This is a genomic window from Dactylosporangium sp. NPDC049140, from assembly GCF_040648435.1.
Window position 1 is genome coordinate 66414 of sequence record NZ_JBEZDS010000022.1, and the last position, 15008, is coordinate 81421.

The 15008-nt window shown below is 72.5% G+C and carries 15 protein-coding genes; 6 read left to right on the plus strand and 9 right to left on the minus strand.

All coding sequences use genetic code 11. From position 1 onward, the window contains the following. Nucleotides 1-375: 375 nt before the first annotated feature. Entirely contained in the window at nt 376-2460 is a 2085-nt protein-coding gene (tmk, locus tag AB0B76_RS30860; protein WP_360382209.1) for a dTMP kinase, read from the minus strand. Between the two features lie 187 nt (nt 2461-2647). Here tmk and AB0B76_RS30865 point away from each other — a divergent pair, with 187 nt between their 5' ends. From AB0B76_RS30865 to AB0B76_RS30885, 5 genes are read left to right on the plus strand one after another with little or no spacing between them, the layout of a single operon-like run. Beyond that, nucleotides 2648-3841 (plus strand): amino acid deaminase/aldolase, encoded by a 1194-nt coding sequence (locus AB0B76_RS30865; RefSeq protein WP_360382058.1) that lies wholly within the window; start codon nt 2648-2650, stop codon nt 3839-3841. A 17-nt stretch (nt 3842-3858) separates the two neighbouring features. Beyond that, nucleotides 3859-4764 carry an SAM-dependent methyltransferase gene (locus AB0B76_RS30870; protein ID WP_360382211.1) on the plus strand — a complete coding sequence of 302 codons (906 nt, stop codon included), beginning with the start codon at nt 3859-3861 and terminating at the stop codon, nt 4762-4764. Between the two features lie 32 nt (nt 4765-4796). Beyond that, entirely contained in the window at nt 4797-5054 is a 258-nt protein-coding gene (locus AB0B76_RS30875) for a DUF6364 family protein (protein WP_360382060.1), read from the plus strand. Then, on the plus strand, nt 5041-5331 hold the full coding sequence (locus tag AB0B76_RS30880; protein WP_360382061.1) for a type II toxin-antitoxin system PemK/MazF family toxin: 291 nt from the start codon (nt 5041-5043) through the stop codon (nt 5329-5331). The genes AB0B76_RS30875 and AB0B76_RS30880 overlap by 14 nt, the downstream gene beginning before the upstream one ends. A gap of 9 nt (nt 5332-5340) precedes the next feature. Then, the gene (locus AB0B76_RS30885; protein WP_360382062.1) at nt 5341-6477 is read left to right on the plus strand and encodes an NADH-quinone oxidoreductase subunit D; all 1137 of its coding nucleotides are present in this window, start codon (nt 5341-5343) and stop codon (nt 6475-6477) included. Between the two features lie 139 nt (nt 6478-6616). On the opposite strand, the gene AB0B76_RS30890 is transcribed toward AB0B76_RS30885, so the two are convergent. The 4 genes from AB0B76_RS30890 to AB0B76_RS30905 all read right to left on the minus strand — a co-directional run bounded on the left by AB0B76_RS30890 (nt 6617) and on the right by AB0B76_RS30905 (nt 11058). Then, on the minus strand, nt 6617-8377 hold the full coding sequence (locus AB0B76_RS30890) for a hypothetical protein (RefSeq protein ID WP_360382063.1): 1761 nt from the start codon (nt 8375-8377) through the stop codon (nt 6617-6619). Between the two features lie 130 nt (nt 8378-8507). Next, nucleotides 8508-9500: a glycine betaine ABC transporter substrate-binding protein gene (locus AB0B76_RS30895; protein ID WP_360382065.1), complete on the minus strand. Its 993-nt coding sequence runs from the start codon at nt 9498-9500 to the stop codon at nt 8508-8510. A 191-nt stretch (nt 9501-9691) separates the two neighbouring features. Next, nucleotides 9692-10378 (minus strand): ABC transporter permease, encoded by a 687-nt coding sequence (locus AB0B76_RS30900; RefSeq protein ID WP_360382066.1) that lies wholly within the window; start codon nt 10376-10378, stop codon nt 9692-9694. Beyond that, entirely contained in the window at nt 10375-11058 is a 684-nt protein-coding gene (locus AB0B76_RS30905) for an ABC transporter permease (RefSeq protein WP_360382067.1), read from the minus strand. Before AB0B76_RS30905 ends, AB0B76_RS30900 begins: the two co-directional genes overlap by 4 nt. 2 nt (nt 11059-11060) lie before the next feature. Between AB0B76_RS30905 and AB0B76_RS30910 the strand changes: the two genes are divergently transcribed. Further along, complete coding sequence (locus AB0B76_RS30910) at nt 11061-12056, plus strand: ABC transporter ATP-binding protein (protein ID WP_360382069.1); 996 nt, start codon at nt 11061-11063, stop codon at nt 12054-12056. Nucleotides 12057-12075: 19 nt separating this feature from the next. On the opposite strand, the gene AB0B76_RS30915 is transcribed toward AB0B76_RS30910, so the two are convergent. From AB0B76_RS30915 to AB0B76_RS30930, 4 genes are all read right to left on the minus strand, one after another. Beyond that, nucleotides 12076-12549 (minus strand): hypothetical protein, encoded by a 474-nt coding sequence (locus tag AB0B76_RS30915; protein ID WP_360382070.1) that lies wholly within the window; start codon nt 12547-12549, stop codon nt 12076-12078. Nucleotides 12550-12578: 29 nt separating this feature from the next. Continuing rightward, nucleotides 12579-12878: a hypothetical protein gene (locus tag AB0B76_RS30920; protein ID WP_360382072.1), complete on the minus strand. Its 300-nt coding sequence runs from the start codon at nt 12876-12878 to the stop codon at nt 12579-12581. Between the two features lie 31 nt (nt 12879-12909). After that, complete coding sequence (locus AB0B76_RS30925; protein ID WP_360382074.1) at nt 12910-14298, minus strand: ABC transporter permease; 1389 nt, start codon at nt 14296-14298, stop codon at nt 12910-12912. Between the two features lie 134 nt (nt 14299-14432). Next, nucleotides 14433-14972, minus strand: a complete 540-nt coding sequence (locus AB0B76_RS30930) for a DUF3180 domain-containing protein (protein ID WP_360382076.1) — start codon at nt 14970-14972, stop codon at nt 14433-14435. Between the last annotated feature and the right edge of the window lie 36 nt (nt 14973-15008).

A 15008-nucleotide genomic window follows, 5' to 3' on the forward strand; every position in this document is an offset into this window, starting at 1 on the left:
CCACGCTCGACCGTGCGACCAAAAGCGGCGCGACGGCGGCCCCGCGCTGCCCACGACTGGGCGAAAGCGAAGCGAAGAAGGGCCGCACGGCGAACAACGACGTGAGCCCAGCAAGGCGCCGCCCACGACCGCGCACCGCCACGCGGCCGAAAGCGGTCGCGAACCCAGCAACGCGCCGCGTGCAACCGCGCACGACCACGCTCGACCGCGCGACGAAAAGCGGCGCGACGGCCGCAACGCGCCGCCCACGACCGCGCACCGCGACGCGGCCGAAAGCGGTCACGCGCCCGGCGGCGCGCCGCCGAGCACGACCATGCTCGGGGGCGGAAAGGAAAGCGGCGTCACGGCGCGGTGGCGAAGCGAAGAGCGGCCCCGTCATACGCGCGAGCCCTTCGGTAAGTCGGTCTCGTCGTCGGCGTCCGCGCTGCCCGTCAGCGTTGAAGCGACCTCGGCCGCGTCGTGCAGGACGGTCTCGATGGAGGACTCGGCCTCGGGGATGAGGTGGCGCACCCGCTGCAGGATCCCCTCCGCCAGCGCCTCCACCCCGTTGGACGCGTCGAGCACGAGATAGCGGCTCGGGTCGGCCGACGCCAGGTCGAGGAACGCGTAGCGCACGCGCTCGTGGAAGGCCAGCGACTCGCTCTCCAGGCGGTCCGCGTCGCCCCGCTTGCCCGCGCGGGCCAGGCCGACCGCCGGGTCGAGGTCGAGCAGCACCACGAGGTCCGGCTTGAGGCCGCCCGTCGCCCACTTCGACAGCCACGACACCTCGTCGACGGGAAGGGTGCGCCCGGCGCCCTGGTAGGCCAGCGACGAGTCGACGTACCGGTCGCTGATGACCACCGCCCCCCGCGTCAGCGCCGGCCGGACCACCGACGCCACGTGGTGGGCCCGGTCGGCGGCGTAGAGCAGCGCCTCGGCGCGGGGCGTCATCACGTCGCCGCCCACCGACGGGCGGTCGAGCACGAGGCTGCGGATGCTCGCGCCGATCGGCGTGGCCCCCGGCTCGTGGGTCTCCACGACGTCGCGCCCGATCTCGCGCAGCGCCGCGGCGAGCCGGCCGACCTGGGTCGACTTGCCGGCGCCCTCGCCGCCCTCGAACACGATGAACAGCCCTTGCGCGGCCCGCGGGTCGGCCGCGCTGAGCGGGCGGCCGCGCACCGAGCCGATCAGGTCGGCGAGGATCGGCACGCCGCGCTTGTCGTCCATCTGGCGCAGGGCGAACAGGCCCGCGAAGACGCCGAGCACGCCGGCGATCGCGAGCAGCGGGCGGGTGCTGGAGACGTCGAACTCGTAGAAGCCCAGGTTGATGGTGCGGGTGCCGCCGAGGCCGACGATGACGCTGGAGAGCGAGATGGTGAGCATGAGCACCACGCGGGTGCCCATCTGCACGAAGGCGAAGGCGCGGCCGCGCATGTCGTCGGCGACCTCGCCGCCCAGCAGCGTGGTGCCGGACAGGAACGCCATGCCGGCGCCGACGCCGACCAGCAGCGCGCCGCCCACGGCGACGGCGAGGTGGGTGGCCAGCGCGAGGATGAGCACGGAGCCGGCGGCCAGGATGATCGACAGGCCGAACCAACGGCGCCGGGACAGCGCCCCGACGAGCTTGGGTCCGGCCGCGATGCCCAGGCCGAGGCCGAGGAAGAGCACGGCGAAGAGCAGCGCGAACGCGGCGGTGCCGGCGCCGAGGGAGACCGCGTAGAACTTGGCGGTGCCCACGACCACGCCGCCGCCGGCGAAGGCGCCGAAGATGCCCAGCACCAGGCCGCGCACCAGCGGGGTCTTGCTGACGAAGGCCCAGCCCTGGGTGAACTCGTGGATCATGCCGGGCTTGCGCTCGACCCCGGCCGTGCGCCGGCCGCTGATCTCGCGGATGCCGAAGAACACGGTGGCCGCGGTGGCCAGGAACGTCAGCGCGTTGAACCACAGCGCCACGCTGCTCGGCTGCACGCCGGCCGGCGCGTCCCTGCCGAAGAACGCGGTCACCAGCTGCTGCAGGCCGATCAGCACGAGCGCGGCCGCGACCGGCGTGATGCCGTAGGTGGTGGCCAGCGTGAGCTGGTTGGCGGTCTCCAGCCGGGCGCGGGGCAGCAGGTTGGGGACCGACGCCTCCTTGGCCGGCGTCCAGATCATCGCGACAGTCTCGATCACGAACGTGGCGATCGCGGTCCAGGTGATGACCAGCGCGCCGTCGTCGGTGAGCAGCGCCGCGGCCGGGATGGAGGCGAAAAACAAGAAGCGCAGCAGGTCGCAGACGACCATCGTGTAGCGCCGGTCGAACCGGTCGGCGAACACGCCCGCCACGGGGCCGAGGATCAGCGCGGGCAGCAGGCGCACGGCGATGACGGAGCCGAACGCCACGCCCTGGGCGGCCTCGTTGGACACCTGCGCGGCGGCGAACGTCGAGGCGGCGAGCAGGCCGAGCCAGTCGCCGAGGGATGAAAGCCCGAGCACCGCCCACAGCCGGCGGAAGGGCCGGATGCGCAGTACGGCCTGAAGCTCCCCGAATCCGGAGAGGTCGCTGCTGGCGATGACGACACCCCCTCAAATCTCCGGCCCTCACGCTACAGCCCACCCCTGACAATTTCTGAGCCGCGCCCGGGTATGCGAGGTTCTTTCATATTCGGGGAGCACAAGTTACCGTGACGGCGTGTCCAACGCCCGTGCCCGCTACGACCGGGCCACCGCCGAGCTCGACCCGCCGTTCGCGATCGTGGACCTGGATGCCTTCGACGCCAACAGCTCGGCCCTGATCGCCCGGGCGGCGGGCAAGCCCCTGCGGGTGCCCAGCAAGTCCGTGCGCGTCCGCGCCCTCATCGACCGCACCCTGGCCCGGCCCGGCTGGCGCGGCATCATGGCGTTCACCCTTCCGGAGGCCATCTGGCTGGCCGGGCACGGCACCGCGGACGACATCCTGGTCGCGTACCCCACCGCCGGCCGCGCCGCGCTGCGCCGCCTGGCCACCGACGAGAAGCTGGCCGCCACCATCACCGTCATGGTCGACAGCATCGACCAGCTCGACCTCATCGACGCCCTCGTCCCGCCCGCGCAGCGCAAGACGGTGCGGCTCTGCGTCGACCTCGACGCCTCCTGGCGCCCGCTGTCCAAGGTGCACATCGGCGTGCGCCGCTCCCCCGTGCACAGCCCCGAGCAGGCCGGCGCGCTGGCCGCCGCGATCGCCGCCCGGCCGGGGTTCCGCCTGGTCGGCCTGATGTCGTACGAGGCCCAGATCGCCGGCCTCGGCGACGCCCCGCCCGGGCGCCCGGTGCGCGGCGCGCTGATCCGGGCCATCCAGGCGCGCTCGATGCCTGAGCTGCTCGCCCGCCGGGCCGCGGTCGTCGCCGAGGTGCGCCGCCACGCCGAGCTGGAGTTCGTCAACGGCGGCGGCACCGGCAGCGTGGCCGCGACGGCCGCGGATCCGGCCGTGACCGAGGTCGCCGCCGGATCGGGGCTCTTCGGGCCGTGGCTCTTCGACGGGTACCGCCAATGGCGCCCGGAACCGGCCGCGTTCTTCGCGCTGTCGGTCGTGCGGCGCCCCAACGCGGACACGGCGACCGTCCTCGGCGGCGGCTGGATCGCCTCGGGCGAGACGGCGCCGAGCCGCCAGCCGCTGCCCTGGCTGCCGGAGGGCCTCAAGCTCATCGGCACCGAGGGTGCCGGCGAGGTGCAGACCCCGCTGATCGGCCCGGGCGCGGCCGGCCTCAGCCCCGGCGACCGGGTGTACTTCCGCCACTCCAAGGCCGGCGAGCTGTGCGAGCACGTCAACGAGGTCCACCTGGTGCAGGGCGACCGGATCGTCGACGTCGTCCCCACGTACCGCGGCGAGGGCCAAGCCTTCCTGTGACCCGCTGGCGGCAGGCGATGGACGCGGCCCTCTACGGGCCGGAGGGCTTCTTCCGCAGGCAGCGACCGGCGGATCACTTCCGCACCAGCGTCCACGCCTCCCCGCTGTTCGCCGGCGCGATCGCCACGCTGCTGGGCCGCCTCGACGAGGCCCTGGAGCGCCCGGCCGGCCTCGACCTCGTCGACGTCGGGGCCGGCCGCGGCGAGCTGCTGACCGGCATCCTGGCCGCCCTGCCGGACGACGTACGCCGCCGCGTGCGCGCGACCGGGGTCGAGCGGGCGCCCCGGCCGGGTGATCTGCCGTCCCCGATCGGGTGGACCGCGTCCCCGCCCGAGGGCACCAACGGGCTCCTGATCGCCACCGAGTGGCTCGACAACGTCCCGCTGGACATCGTCGAGCTCGATGTCAACGGCCGGATTCGGTACCTCCTGAGCGACCTCACGCTCGCCGACGAACCCATCGCCCAATCGGACCGGGCCTGGCTGGACCGCTGGTGGCCGCTGGACGACGCCCCGCCGGGGGCCCGCGCCGAGATCGGCACGCCGCGCGACGAGGCCTGGTCGGCCGCGGTGGCCACCGTCGAGCGCGGCCTGGCCCTGGCGGTCGACTACGGGCACTTCGCGGCCGAGCGCCCGCTCTTCGGCACGCTCACCGCGTACCGCGACGGCCGCCAGGTCGAGCCGGTCGCGGACGGCGAGCGGGACCTGACCGCGCACGTCGCGCTCGACTCGCTGGGCGCGCCAGCCCTGCCCCAGCGCGAGGCGCTGCGCCTGCTCGGCGTGGACGGCGCCCGGCCGCCCCTCGCGCTCGCGAGCACCGACCCGGCCGGCTACGTGCGCGCCCTGGCCCGGGCCTCGGCCGCGGCCGAGCTCACCGACCCCGGCGGACTGGGCGGCCACCATTGGGTCATGCACTGGGTATGACCAATGGTCATACCAGCGGTACACTCGATGGCATGACTACCAAAGTGACGCTCTCGTTCTCCGACCAGACCATCGCCGACGCCCGACACTGGGCCGAGCGCGACGGGGTGTCGCTCAGCGCGTGGATCGACCGCGCGACCCAGGAGCGCGCCCTGCGGGAGATCTTCTCGGCCCACGCCGAGGCGGTCCGCCGCGCCAAGATCGACCTCGACGCGTCCGCACTCGCCGACGAGGAGGAGATCGCGCTCGTCAACGCCGAGCTATACCGTGGACGCCGTGCGTCGCGGTGAAGTTTGGCTCATCAAGGGTGCCCGTGAGCGGCTGGGTCTGATCATCAGCTCGGACGTGTTCAACAGCACCGACGTCCCGGTCGTCATCGTGGCCGAGGTGACCGACGCCGAGGAGCTGCGCGACTCGCCGCTCTCGGTGGAGCTCGACGAGCTCGTGGTCATGCCCGACCGGCTCTCCTCGCCGCTGAAGCGGTGGTTCGTGGAGCGGGTGGCGGTGGCCGACACCAGCACCATGCACAACGTATCGAGAGCCCTGCGGATCCTGCAGGACCTCTAGAGTTACCCCATGACGTCCGAGGTCACCGTCGGCACGGGTGCCGGGCTCGACACCGCCGACATGGTGCTCAACATCGGCCCGCAGCACCCCTCGACCCATGGCGTGCTGCGCCTGCGGCTGGTGCTGGACGGCGAGCGCGTGATCAGTGCCGAGCCGATCATCGGGTACATGCACCGGGGCGCCGAAAAGCTGTTCGAGGTGCGCGACTACCGCCAGATCATCATGCTGGCCAACCGGCACGACTGGCTCTCGGCGTTCTGCAACGAGCTCGGCGTGGTGCTGGCCGTCGAGCGGCTCATGGGCATCGAGGTCCCCGAGCGGGCCATCTGGCTGCGCATGGCCCTCGCCGAGCTCAACCGGGTGCTGAACCACCTGATGTTCCTGGGCTCGTACCCGCTGGAGATCGGCGCCATCACCCCAGTCTTCTACGCCTTCCGCGAGCGCGAGACGATCCAGGCCGTGCTCGAGGAGGCCTCGGGCGGCCGGATGCACTACATGTACAACCGCGTCGGCGGGCTCAAGGAGGAGGTCCCGGCGGGCTGGACCGGCCGCGCCCGGACGGCGATCGACCAGGTCCGCCGGCGCATGCCCGACCTGGACAAGCTGATCCGCAAGAACGAGATCTTCCTGGCCCGCACGGTCGGCGTCGGGGTGCTCAGCGCCGCCGACGCGGCCGCGTTCGGCGCGTCGGGCCCGGTCGCGCGGGCCTCCGGGCTCGACCTGGACCTGCGCCGCGACGAGCCCTACCTGGCCTACGGCGAGCTGTCGGTGCCGGTGGTGACCCGCACGTCGGGTGACTGCCACGCGCGCTTCGAGGTGTTGCTGGATCAGGTGTACGTCTCGCTCGACCTAGCCCAGCAGTGCCTCGACCGGGTCGACCAGCTGACCGGGCCGGTGAACGTACGCCTGCCGAAGGTCGTCAAGGCCCCGGAGGGCCACACCTACGCCTGGACCGAGAACCCCCTCGGCATCAACGGCTACTACCTGGTCTCCCGCGGCGAGAAGACGCCCTGGCGCCTCAAGCTGCGCACCGCCTCCTACGCCAACGTGCAGGCGCTCTCCACCCTGCTGCCCGGCACTCTGGTACCGGACCTGATCGCCATCCTCGGCTCAATGTTCTTCGTAGTAGGCGACATAGACAAATAAAGATGGTGCGGTCCGTGAAGGCCTGAAGCCACACGACCCCGGCCCCTTCCGCCCCCGAACGGTGACCCACGTGTGGGAGGGGGTTTGGGTGGAGCGGAGCTCCCCCAATGGGGAGCGAAGCGCGAAACACAGCCAGCCCTCAGCGCCAGCGGTCGTCGTTGCCCTCGAAGTCCACGATCTGCCGGGCCGCCCGGCCGCCGCGCTGCTCGTCGCGGCCTCCGTTCCAGCCGTACTCCTCGTCGTCCTCCGGCCGCGCCCGCCGCGACACCCGCTCCTCGTCGCGCGGCCCCGCCCAGCGGTCCTCGTCGCGCGCCGCGCCCCCGGTCCAGCGGGACGCCGGCTCGGCCGGCGAGGCGGGCAGCGCCGCCTGCGGGCCGCCGAGGGCCCGGTCGGAGCGGCGCACCTCGGACCAGCGGGTCCCGCCGGTTTCGTCGCGCCGGGCCTCCTCGTAGGACGTCTCCGCCCAGTGCTCGTCCGGCCGCCGCCCCACCTCGACCCGGGCCTGCTCGCCGGAGGCCCAGTTGCGCTCGCGCTCCCGCCGGGCCTCGGAGCGGCGCGGGCTCTCGGTGCCCGAGTCGTAGCGGCCCTCGGTCCGCGGGTCGACCGTCTCGTCGTCGCGGTCGTCCGGCTCGGCCCGGCGCCGGCCGCCGCGGCGCTCGCCCCGCCGGTCGTCGTCGGCGCCGGCGCGGTGGCCGCCCCCGTCCGAGTAGTACTCCTCTTGCCGCACGCTCGCCCAGCGGTCCTCGATGCGCACGTGCGTGCCGGTCTCGTCGGCGTGCACGGCCGAGCGGCGCTCGCCCATGCGCAGCTCGCGACCGCCGCGCTCGTCGCTGTGGACCGAGGCCCAACGGTCGGTGGTGCGCATGCCGGTCACGTTGTCGTCGTCGTCATCCTCGACGGCCCGCCGCCGGCCGCCGCCGCTCCGGCGCTCGAGGTCGGCCCCGCGGGACTGCGTCTGCTCCCACTCACCGCTCGCGGACCGGGCCATCCGCTCGCGCAGCAGCTGCTCGGTCCAGGAGGTCTGCTCGCGGGCCTGGTCCCGTACCTGGTCCCGGCCGCGCTCCTCGCGGCGGCCGTACTCCTCGCGGTCGTCGCGGCGGCCGTAGTCGTCGCGGCGCTCATCCCGAGCGGCGGCGGCGAAGGCGTCGCGACGCTCGTGCGGACGCTCCTGCCGACGTTCGTCGCGCGCGGGGCGTTCATCGCGCGCGGAGTAGTCGTCACGGCGCTCGTCCCGCGCGGGATATTCGTCACGGCGCTCGTCGCGCGGCGGGTAGTCGTCGCGGCGTTCCGGGCGGCGGCCGTACTCCTCGCCGCGGGGCTCGGGCCGCGCCGGCATGCGCTCGGAGCGGTCCGGCCGGCGCTGCTGCGGGATGTCCGCGCGCGGCCCGGCGCCGTACACGGTGCCGGAGCGCGACTCGGTGGGGTCGACGACCATCGTCTTGGTGGTGACCTGCACGGTCTCGGTGTGCCGCAGCACCCCCGGGGCGGCCGGCGCCGAACCGGTGGGGTGCGCCTGGGGCGGCGGCTGGGCGGCCGCCCGCTCCAGCTGCCCGCGCAGCATCTCGACCTGGTTGCGCAGGGCGTCGACGGTCTCGTGCAGCCCGCCGATGCGCTCCACGAGCTGGCCGTGGGTCTGGCGGGCGGCGTGCGTGATGTCCGCGCGGACATTTTCGCGAAGAGTGTCGATCTCCTCGTACACCATCTCCTCGACCTCGCCCTTGACCGTCTCGCCCTCGCGGCGCAGCGCGATCGACAGGCCGATCAGCACCACGGCGAGCAGGCCGAGCACGGCGGCGAACTGCAGCACGAAGCCGCTGCCGACGAGCAGGAGCAGGGCGGCCAGCGGGGCCAGCCCGACCCCACCCCAGAAGAGCAGCTGGAGCAGCTTGGTGCTCCGCATTGCCCCGGGGGGTCCGGTGGTCTCCGCGGCCGGCATGAGCAGAGAACTTACCCCGTCTTCAGTACAAACGAAACGTCCTCCCGCACCACCGGCGAAGCGGCGTACGGGAGGACGTCGTCAAGCCGACCGGCTAGCCGAGCGAGCCGTCGGAGGAGAACACCAGCGCGAGCGAGGCGGTGCCCTTCTTCAGGGCGTCCTTGCTCTGCGGGCCGCCGGCGTCGAGGCTGAGGACCTTGCCGAACTGGATGCCGTACGTCTTCTCCAGGCCCGGCTGGCAGAACGGGCGCTGCGGGCACTCGGCCGGACCGCCCAGGACGGTGGCCTGACCCGAGCACTTCGTCGCGAAGTCGCTGAGCGTCTTCACGCCGTACTTCGAGGCGAACTCCGACGTCACCGCGAACGCGTTGCCGTCCGTCGCCTTGGAGGCCTTGCCGAAGGAGAGGCCCTGCTTGCCGCCGAGGTCCTTCAGCGCGGTCACGGTCGCGTCGACGTCGCCGGAGGCCAGCGCCTTCGCGTCCTTGCCGTTGACCGACTGGTTGATGAACTCGGTCAGGGTCGCCGCGTACTCCGGCACGACCTGGATGTCACCCTTGGTGAGCTGACCGTAGTACACCTCACGCTTGCCGATGGTCTGCACCGAGGCGTCGTAGCCCGCGGCGTCGAGAACCAGCTCGTAGAGCGCACCCAGGGTGGCGCTCTCGGAGAAGTCCGCGGCGCCGATCTTGATGGCCCCGCCCTTGCCCTTCTCGATGCCGGTGGTGAGGTTGGCGGTCTTGGCGAAGTCCTCCGCCGCGACCTTCGACGTCTTGCGGTCGACGTCGACCGCCTTGTTGAGCGCGATCAGCTTCTCCGGCGTGAGAGCGTCGGAGACCTTGTCCAGCGCCGCGATGAGGGCCGGATCGGCGATCTTGGTGTTGACCGCCGGGATGATGTTGTCCGCCAGCTGGAGCTTCTTGTCGTCGTCGAGCACGACGAGCTTCTCTCCGGCCACCGGGGCACAACCCGCACCGCTGACGCTCGCCGGCGCCTCCGTGCCCGAGGACCCCGACTCGCCGCAGGCGGCGAGGCCTGCTCCGGCGAAGGCGAGGACGACCCCGAGGGTGGCGCGTATGGCAGTTCGCAAAATGGCCCGCCTTCCGTGTCCCGGCGCGATCACTGTGACCGGCCGCGTGTCCGACGGACGGCGCTTGAATGGCAAGAAAGCCCGCCCGCTTCCAAATAGGCAACTCCGGCGATGGAAATTCGGCAACCGCAACCAGGCACGTTTTCGTAACGACCGGTCACCGGAGTGTTGCGCAGGTCACCCTTTCACGCTCAGGAACGGCCCGCGGCCCGCCGCAATACCTTCGGTGTGAGCTTGCGCTCAATGAGCGCCATCACACCGTCGATGATCAATGCGAGGCCGGCGACGAGAATCGCACCGGCCAGGATCTGCCCGCCGTGTCCGGGGCCGAGGCCGAAGCCGGCCGAGATGATCATGCCGAGCCCGCCGCCGTTGACCGCGGTGGCGAGGGTCGCCGTGGCCACCACCGTGGTCGTGGCGATGCGCAGGCCGGTGGCCAGGAACGGTACCGCCAAAGGAAGCTCCACCCGCAGGAGCTGCTGGACCGTGGTCATGCCGACGCCCTTGGCCGCGTCGCGGACCTCGGGGTCGACCTCGCGCATGCCGGTGTACGCGTTGGCCAGCAACGCCGGCAGCGAGAACACGGCGAGCGCGATGATCACCGCGGTCTTGCCGAGCCCGATCGGGGTCAGCGACAGGATGGTCAGCAGCGCGATCACGGGAACGGCCTGGGTCAGGTTGGACAGCAGCACGATGACGCCGGAGGCGGCCCCGCGCCGGCCCAGCAGGATGCCGACGGGCCAGGCGACGATGCAGCCCAGCAGTACCGCCGCCACGGAAATCTCCAGGTGCTCCGTCAGGCGCTCCTCGATCCCGCCCGGGTTGCTCCAGTTCAGGGGATCGTTGAGCCACACGATCGCATCATCAATCACGCTCATGCCGCACGCCTCCGGGTCCACGGGGTCAGCGCCCGGCTGACCAGGATCAGCACCACATCGAGCACCAGCGCGAGCACGACACAGGCGATCGCGGCCGTGGCGATCTCGGCCTTGTAGTAGTTGTTGCGGAAGCCGGCCAGGATCAGCGAGCCCAGGCCGCCGTGCGAGCCGACGATCGCGCCGACAGTGACCAACGCCACTGTCGATACCGTCGCGAGGCGCAGGCCGGTGAGGATGCCGGGCAGGGCCAGCGGCAGCTCGACGCGCCAGAGACGGGCGGAGCGGCTGTACCCCATCGCGGTGGCGGCCTCGCGCACGTCGTCGGGCACCTGCAGCAGGCCGGTGAGGGCGTTGCGGATGAGCACGATGAGGGCGTACGACGTCAGCGCGAGAATGACCGGGGACCGCCCCGTGCCCATGAACGGGGCCAGGAAGGCGAGCAGGGCGAGCGACGGAATCGTGTAAAGCACGCCCGCTGATGTCAGAATCGGCGTGGCGAGCGGGCGTACCCAGTACGCCAGCACCGCCAGCGGAATCGCGATGACCACCGCGATCGCCACCGACCACACCGTGATGACGACGTGGTCGAGCAGCGCATCCCGGATCGTGTCGGCGTTGTCCCGGACGTACGACCAGGAGAACCAGGGATTGCCCGCCTCACCGCGAGCCAGGAAGGACATGCGTGGACGTTACCGCGAAGCACGATGCCGCGCCGATCACCCTCGATCGGCTGCGCAAGGTGTATCCGGACGCAACGGTCGCGGTCGAGGAGCTCGGTCTCGAGATCGGCAGCGGCGAGGTCACGGTGCTGATCGGCCCGTCGGGCTGTGGCAAGTCGACGGTACTGCGGATGGTGAACCGCCTCATCGAGCCCTCCGGCGGCCGCATCCTCATCGACGGCACCGACGTCACCAACGCCGACCCGACGCAGCTGCGCCGGACCATCGGCTACGTGATCCAGAACGTCGGACTGTTCCCGCACCAGAACGTGCGCACGAACGTCGGCACCGTGCCGCGGATGCTCGGCTGGGACAAGAGCCGGACCACCGAGCGCACCGACGAGCTGCTCGAGCTCGTCGGGCTGCCGGCGGCGCAGTACGGCAAGCGGTACCCGCACGAGCTCTCCGGCGGCCAGCGCCAGCGGGTCGGCTTCGCCCGCGCGCTCGCCGCGGACCCGCGGGTGCTGCTCATGGACGAGCCGTTCTCGGCCGTCGACCCGATCAACCGGGGCCGGCTGCAGGACGAGTTCATGCGGCTGCGGCGGGCGGTGCGCAAGACCACGATCCTCGTCACGCACGACCTGCAGGAGGCGATCAAGCTCGGGGACCGCATCGCGGTGCTCTCCGACCACGCCCAGCTGCAGCAGTACGCGACCCCGGCCGAGCTGCTCGCGCGCCCCGGCAACGAGTTCGTGGAGCGCTTCGTCGGCGAGGACCGGGGCATCATGCGCCTCTCGGTGACGCCCATCCCCGCCGACGGGCTGCGGCCGGTCGCGGAGGCGGGCGACGGCGCGCCGGTCGTGTCGTCCGGCGCGACGCTGCGGGAGGCGTTCGGGGCGATGCTGGCGGCAGGGCGCGGCGCGGTGGTCGTGCGCGACGGCGACTCGCCCATCGGCGCACTCACCGCCGCCGACGTCCAGGTCGCCCTGGCGTCCGCGGCGGTGGACACGCCGGCGTGATCATGGCTCCCGGCGGCGGCTACGGCCGCCGCCCGGCCATGGTCGCCAGGCCGATGATCCAGCCGACGATCAGGCCGTAGCCCGCGCCGCCGGCCGCGTTCGCGGTGGCCTGGCCGAACGACGGGTTCGCGAGCAGGAACGACGTGATGAAGGCGGCGAGCGCCGCGGCGAAGATGTACGCGGCCCACCCGGTGAAGATCGCCGAGATCGTGCCCCGCGCGGCGGCCAGCTGCGCACCCACGAGCAGCGTGATGAACAGCGCCGTGAAGACGATCAGCAGGATCGCCTTGAGGTCGGCCCCGAGCACGTCACGAACGGCGGCGTTGGTGTCGAGGTCCCACGCCGGCCAGGCCAGCGTCTCCAGGAAGATGCCCCGGTCGGCCTTCTGGGTCCAGTCGACGTACCAAGGACTGCCGAAGATCAGCACGAGGAGAAATGCGACGAGGGTACCGGCACTCGTCGCGGTGCGGTAACGGGATCGCGTGATTGCCATGCCGGGATAAGGCCCCCCGGCCGCGAAAACTAAACCGACGGCGATTTGTCGTTTTTAAGAAGATAATCGATGAAGGCCGCACGTACCAGGGGCTCGTTCTCGCCGTAGTTGTGGCCGGTGGCCTCGCGCCACAGGGCGACGGCGTCGTCGATTGTGGCGTCGAGCGAGCCGATCCAGCCGTCCTGGGTGTCGTTGTCGCTCTGCGTCACGTGCGTGAACAGGTCCCAGAAGAACTTGATGTCCCGCTTCTGGCGCGCGAGGGCGAACGCGCGGTCGCGCAGCTCTTCGGTGGTCAGCGCGTCGAGCTGTTCCAGGGTGACTTCGGCCATGGGTCCCAGGCTATCGGGTGGATCAGAGCTCCTACCGGGTGCCCCAGCGCTCTTCGAGCCCCCAGCCGCGATCGGTTTCGCCGGGGTCGTTGCCGTAGTCGCTGGTGGCGGGCCAACTGCCGGTGCGCGTCGACGGCGGGGACCAGTTGTCCTCGGGCTCGGGCTGCGGCGCGGTGATCGACGGTGGGGTCCAGGCCTCCTCCTGGGCCGTCTCGGCGGCGGTGCGCGGCCGGCCAAAGGTCTCCACCAGGCGGGTCACCACCAGGCCGATGCCGATCGCGCCGGCGGCCAGGGCGACCGGCTGGAGCTTCCAGCCCTCCGCATCCGTGTACCGCAGCAGCAGCGTGACAACGGTGACCGCGAGCAGCGTGCCGAGGACGCCGCCGCGCCGGCCGAAGGCGGAGGTGCCGCCGGCCAGGGCCGCACCGAGCGCGACGGCGGTGACGGCGAACCCGCCCAGGGAGGTGTCCGCGCCGCCCGCGGCCACGGTGCGCTCGTCGAGGGCGACCAGCACCCCGGCGACCGCCGCGAGCAGGCCCGACCCGGCGATCGCGAGGCCGGTGAAGGTGGCCGCGCCGCCGCCGCGGCGGTCGGCCGGGTCGCGCACCGGACGGAAGCGGCCGAGCCCGCGGCGGACCGGCCGGATGAGCCCGAGCACACCGCCGCCGACCGCGAGCGCGGCCACGCCGAGCGCCCACCACATCGCGTGCTTGTGCGGGTCGTAGGCGCCGGCGACGACCTTCTCGCCGGACTGGTTGGCGTTCCAGGCGATGAGGGCGAGGGCCGCGCCGAGGCTGGCCGCCCAGCCGGGCACGTGGAAGGCGACGACCAGGACCGCGATCACCACGCCGACGCCGACGGCGACCAGGCCGGTGATGGCGGCGGTCATGACCAGGCCGCGCTCGGAGTTGTTCGCGAAGAACAGGGCCGAGGCGAACGCGATCGGGCCGACGGCCAGGTTGGGCGCGCCGGCCCGCAGGGTGAGGCCCATCGCCAGCGCGACCAGGCCGAGCTCGGCGCCGGAGAGCAGCAGCGAGTGCAGCTCGGTCCCGCGCAGCGCGGCGGGGCTGGCGTCGCGCAGGAGGTACAGCAGGGCGCCCGCGGCGAGCAGTAGGACCAGTTCCCAGAGGGCGTGCACGGCGAAGCGGTCGCGGCCGGGCTCGCCGTGCTCGGGGTCGTCGAAGACGTCGCCGAGCTGCTGGGGGGTCGGGCTCCGGCGGCGGCCGGCGGCGCCCAGGCCGAGCGTGCTCTCGCCGGGCGGGGTGCCGTAGGCGGGCGAGACCGGGAAGGCGCCGGGGGTGTACACGGACTGGTTGGAGACCCCGAGGGTCGGCGCGTCCTCGGGGACGCCCCCCGACCGGAAGTCGGGCTCCTCCCGGAATCCGGGCTCGCCGCGGAACCGCGAGTCGTCGTACGCCATGGCGCTCGCCTCCTGCCAACCGACGGTTACGGGTCGCACAGTAACCGCGGAAGGTGACCAGCGACAGACCCTGCCTCCTGACGATCCTGCGCCGAACCGCCCGGTTTCGCCCGTCGCGGCGCCCGGCGTCGGGATCAGGCGATCTGGTCGTCCGGCGCCCGCTCGTTGCCGCCCTGACGGTTCTGCCGGGGCACGTCCTTGTCACGGTCGGTCGGGGGTACCCGGCACGAGCGCTCCAGCCACAGCGCGGCGGCGATGAGCACGATCGAGCCGGCCACGCCGAGCAGGGCCTGGGGCAGGTTCTCCGAGACCTTGGCCAGCACGCCGCGCTGGGTGAGCAGCCAGGTGGACATGCCCAGGTACATGCCGCCGAACAGGGCCGCGACCAGCGCGGAGGCCTTGCCGAGCACCGCGTACCGCGCGATCACGAGCGGCTGGAGCGGGCCGGCACCCTCCTTGCGCAGGATGCGGTTGCGGGTGGAGTACGCCTCGATGCCCTCGAAGATCGCCAGGCCGATCAACGTCAGCGGCGGCAGCCAGGGCAGGGTCGGCAGGCTGTTCCAGAAGTTGCTGATGGCGATCCAGGCCAGCGCGGTGGTGGCGAGCGCCGCGATCACCAGCGTGGCCGGGCGGGTCGGCTCCATCCGGCCCTTGGGTCCACTCGGTCCGTTCACGTTGGGGTCTTCGGGTGACGGCGTGGCCATCGGCTT

Excerpts from the sequence above, each read along its gene's own strand:
- AB0B76_RS30885 (WP_360382062.1), top strand. The coding sequence starts at position 5,341 with ATGACGTCCGAGGTCACCGTCGGCACGGGTGCCGGGCTCGACACCGCC.
- AB0B76_RS30920 (WP_360382072.1), bottom strand. The coding sequence starts at position 12,878 with ATGGCCGAAGTCACCCTGGAACAGCTCGACGCGCTGACCACCGAAGAG.
- AB0B76_RS30870 (WP_360382211.1), top strand. The coding sequence starts at position 3,859 with ATGGACGCGGCCCTCTACGGGCCGGAGGGCTTCTTCCGCAGGCAGCGA.
- AB0B76_RS30875 (WP_360382060.1), top strand. The coding sequence starts at position 4,797 with ATGACTACCAAAGTGACGCTCTCGTTCTCCGACCAGACCATCGCCGAC.
- AB0B76_RS30925 (WP_360382074.1), bottom strand. The coding sequence starts at position 14,298 with ATGGCGTACGACGACTCGCGGTTCCGCGGCGAGCCCGGATTCCGGGAG.
- AB0B76_RS30900 (WP_360382066.1), bottom strand. The coding sequence starts at position 10,378 with ATGAGCGTGATTGATGATGCGATCGTGTGGCTCAACGATCCCCTGAAC.
- AB0B76_RS30890 (WP_360382063.1), bottom strand. The coding sequence starts at position 8,377 with ATGCGGAGCACCAAGCTGCTCCAGCTGCTCTTCTGGGGTGGGGTCGGG.
- AB0B76_RS30905 (WP_360382067.1), bottom strand. The coding sequence starts at position 11,058 with ATGTCCTTCCTGGCTCGCGGTGAGGCGGGCAATCCCTGGTTCTCCTGG.
- AB0B76_RS30915 (WP_360382070.1), bottom strand. The coding sequence starts at position 12,549 with ATGGCAATCACGCGATCCCGTTACCGCACCGCGACGAGTGCCGGTACC.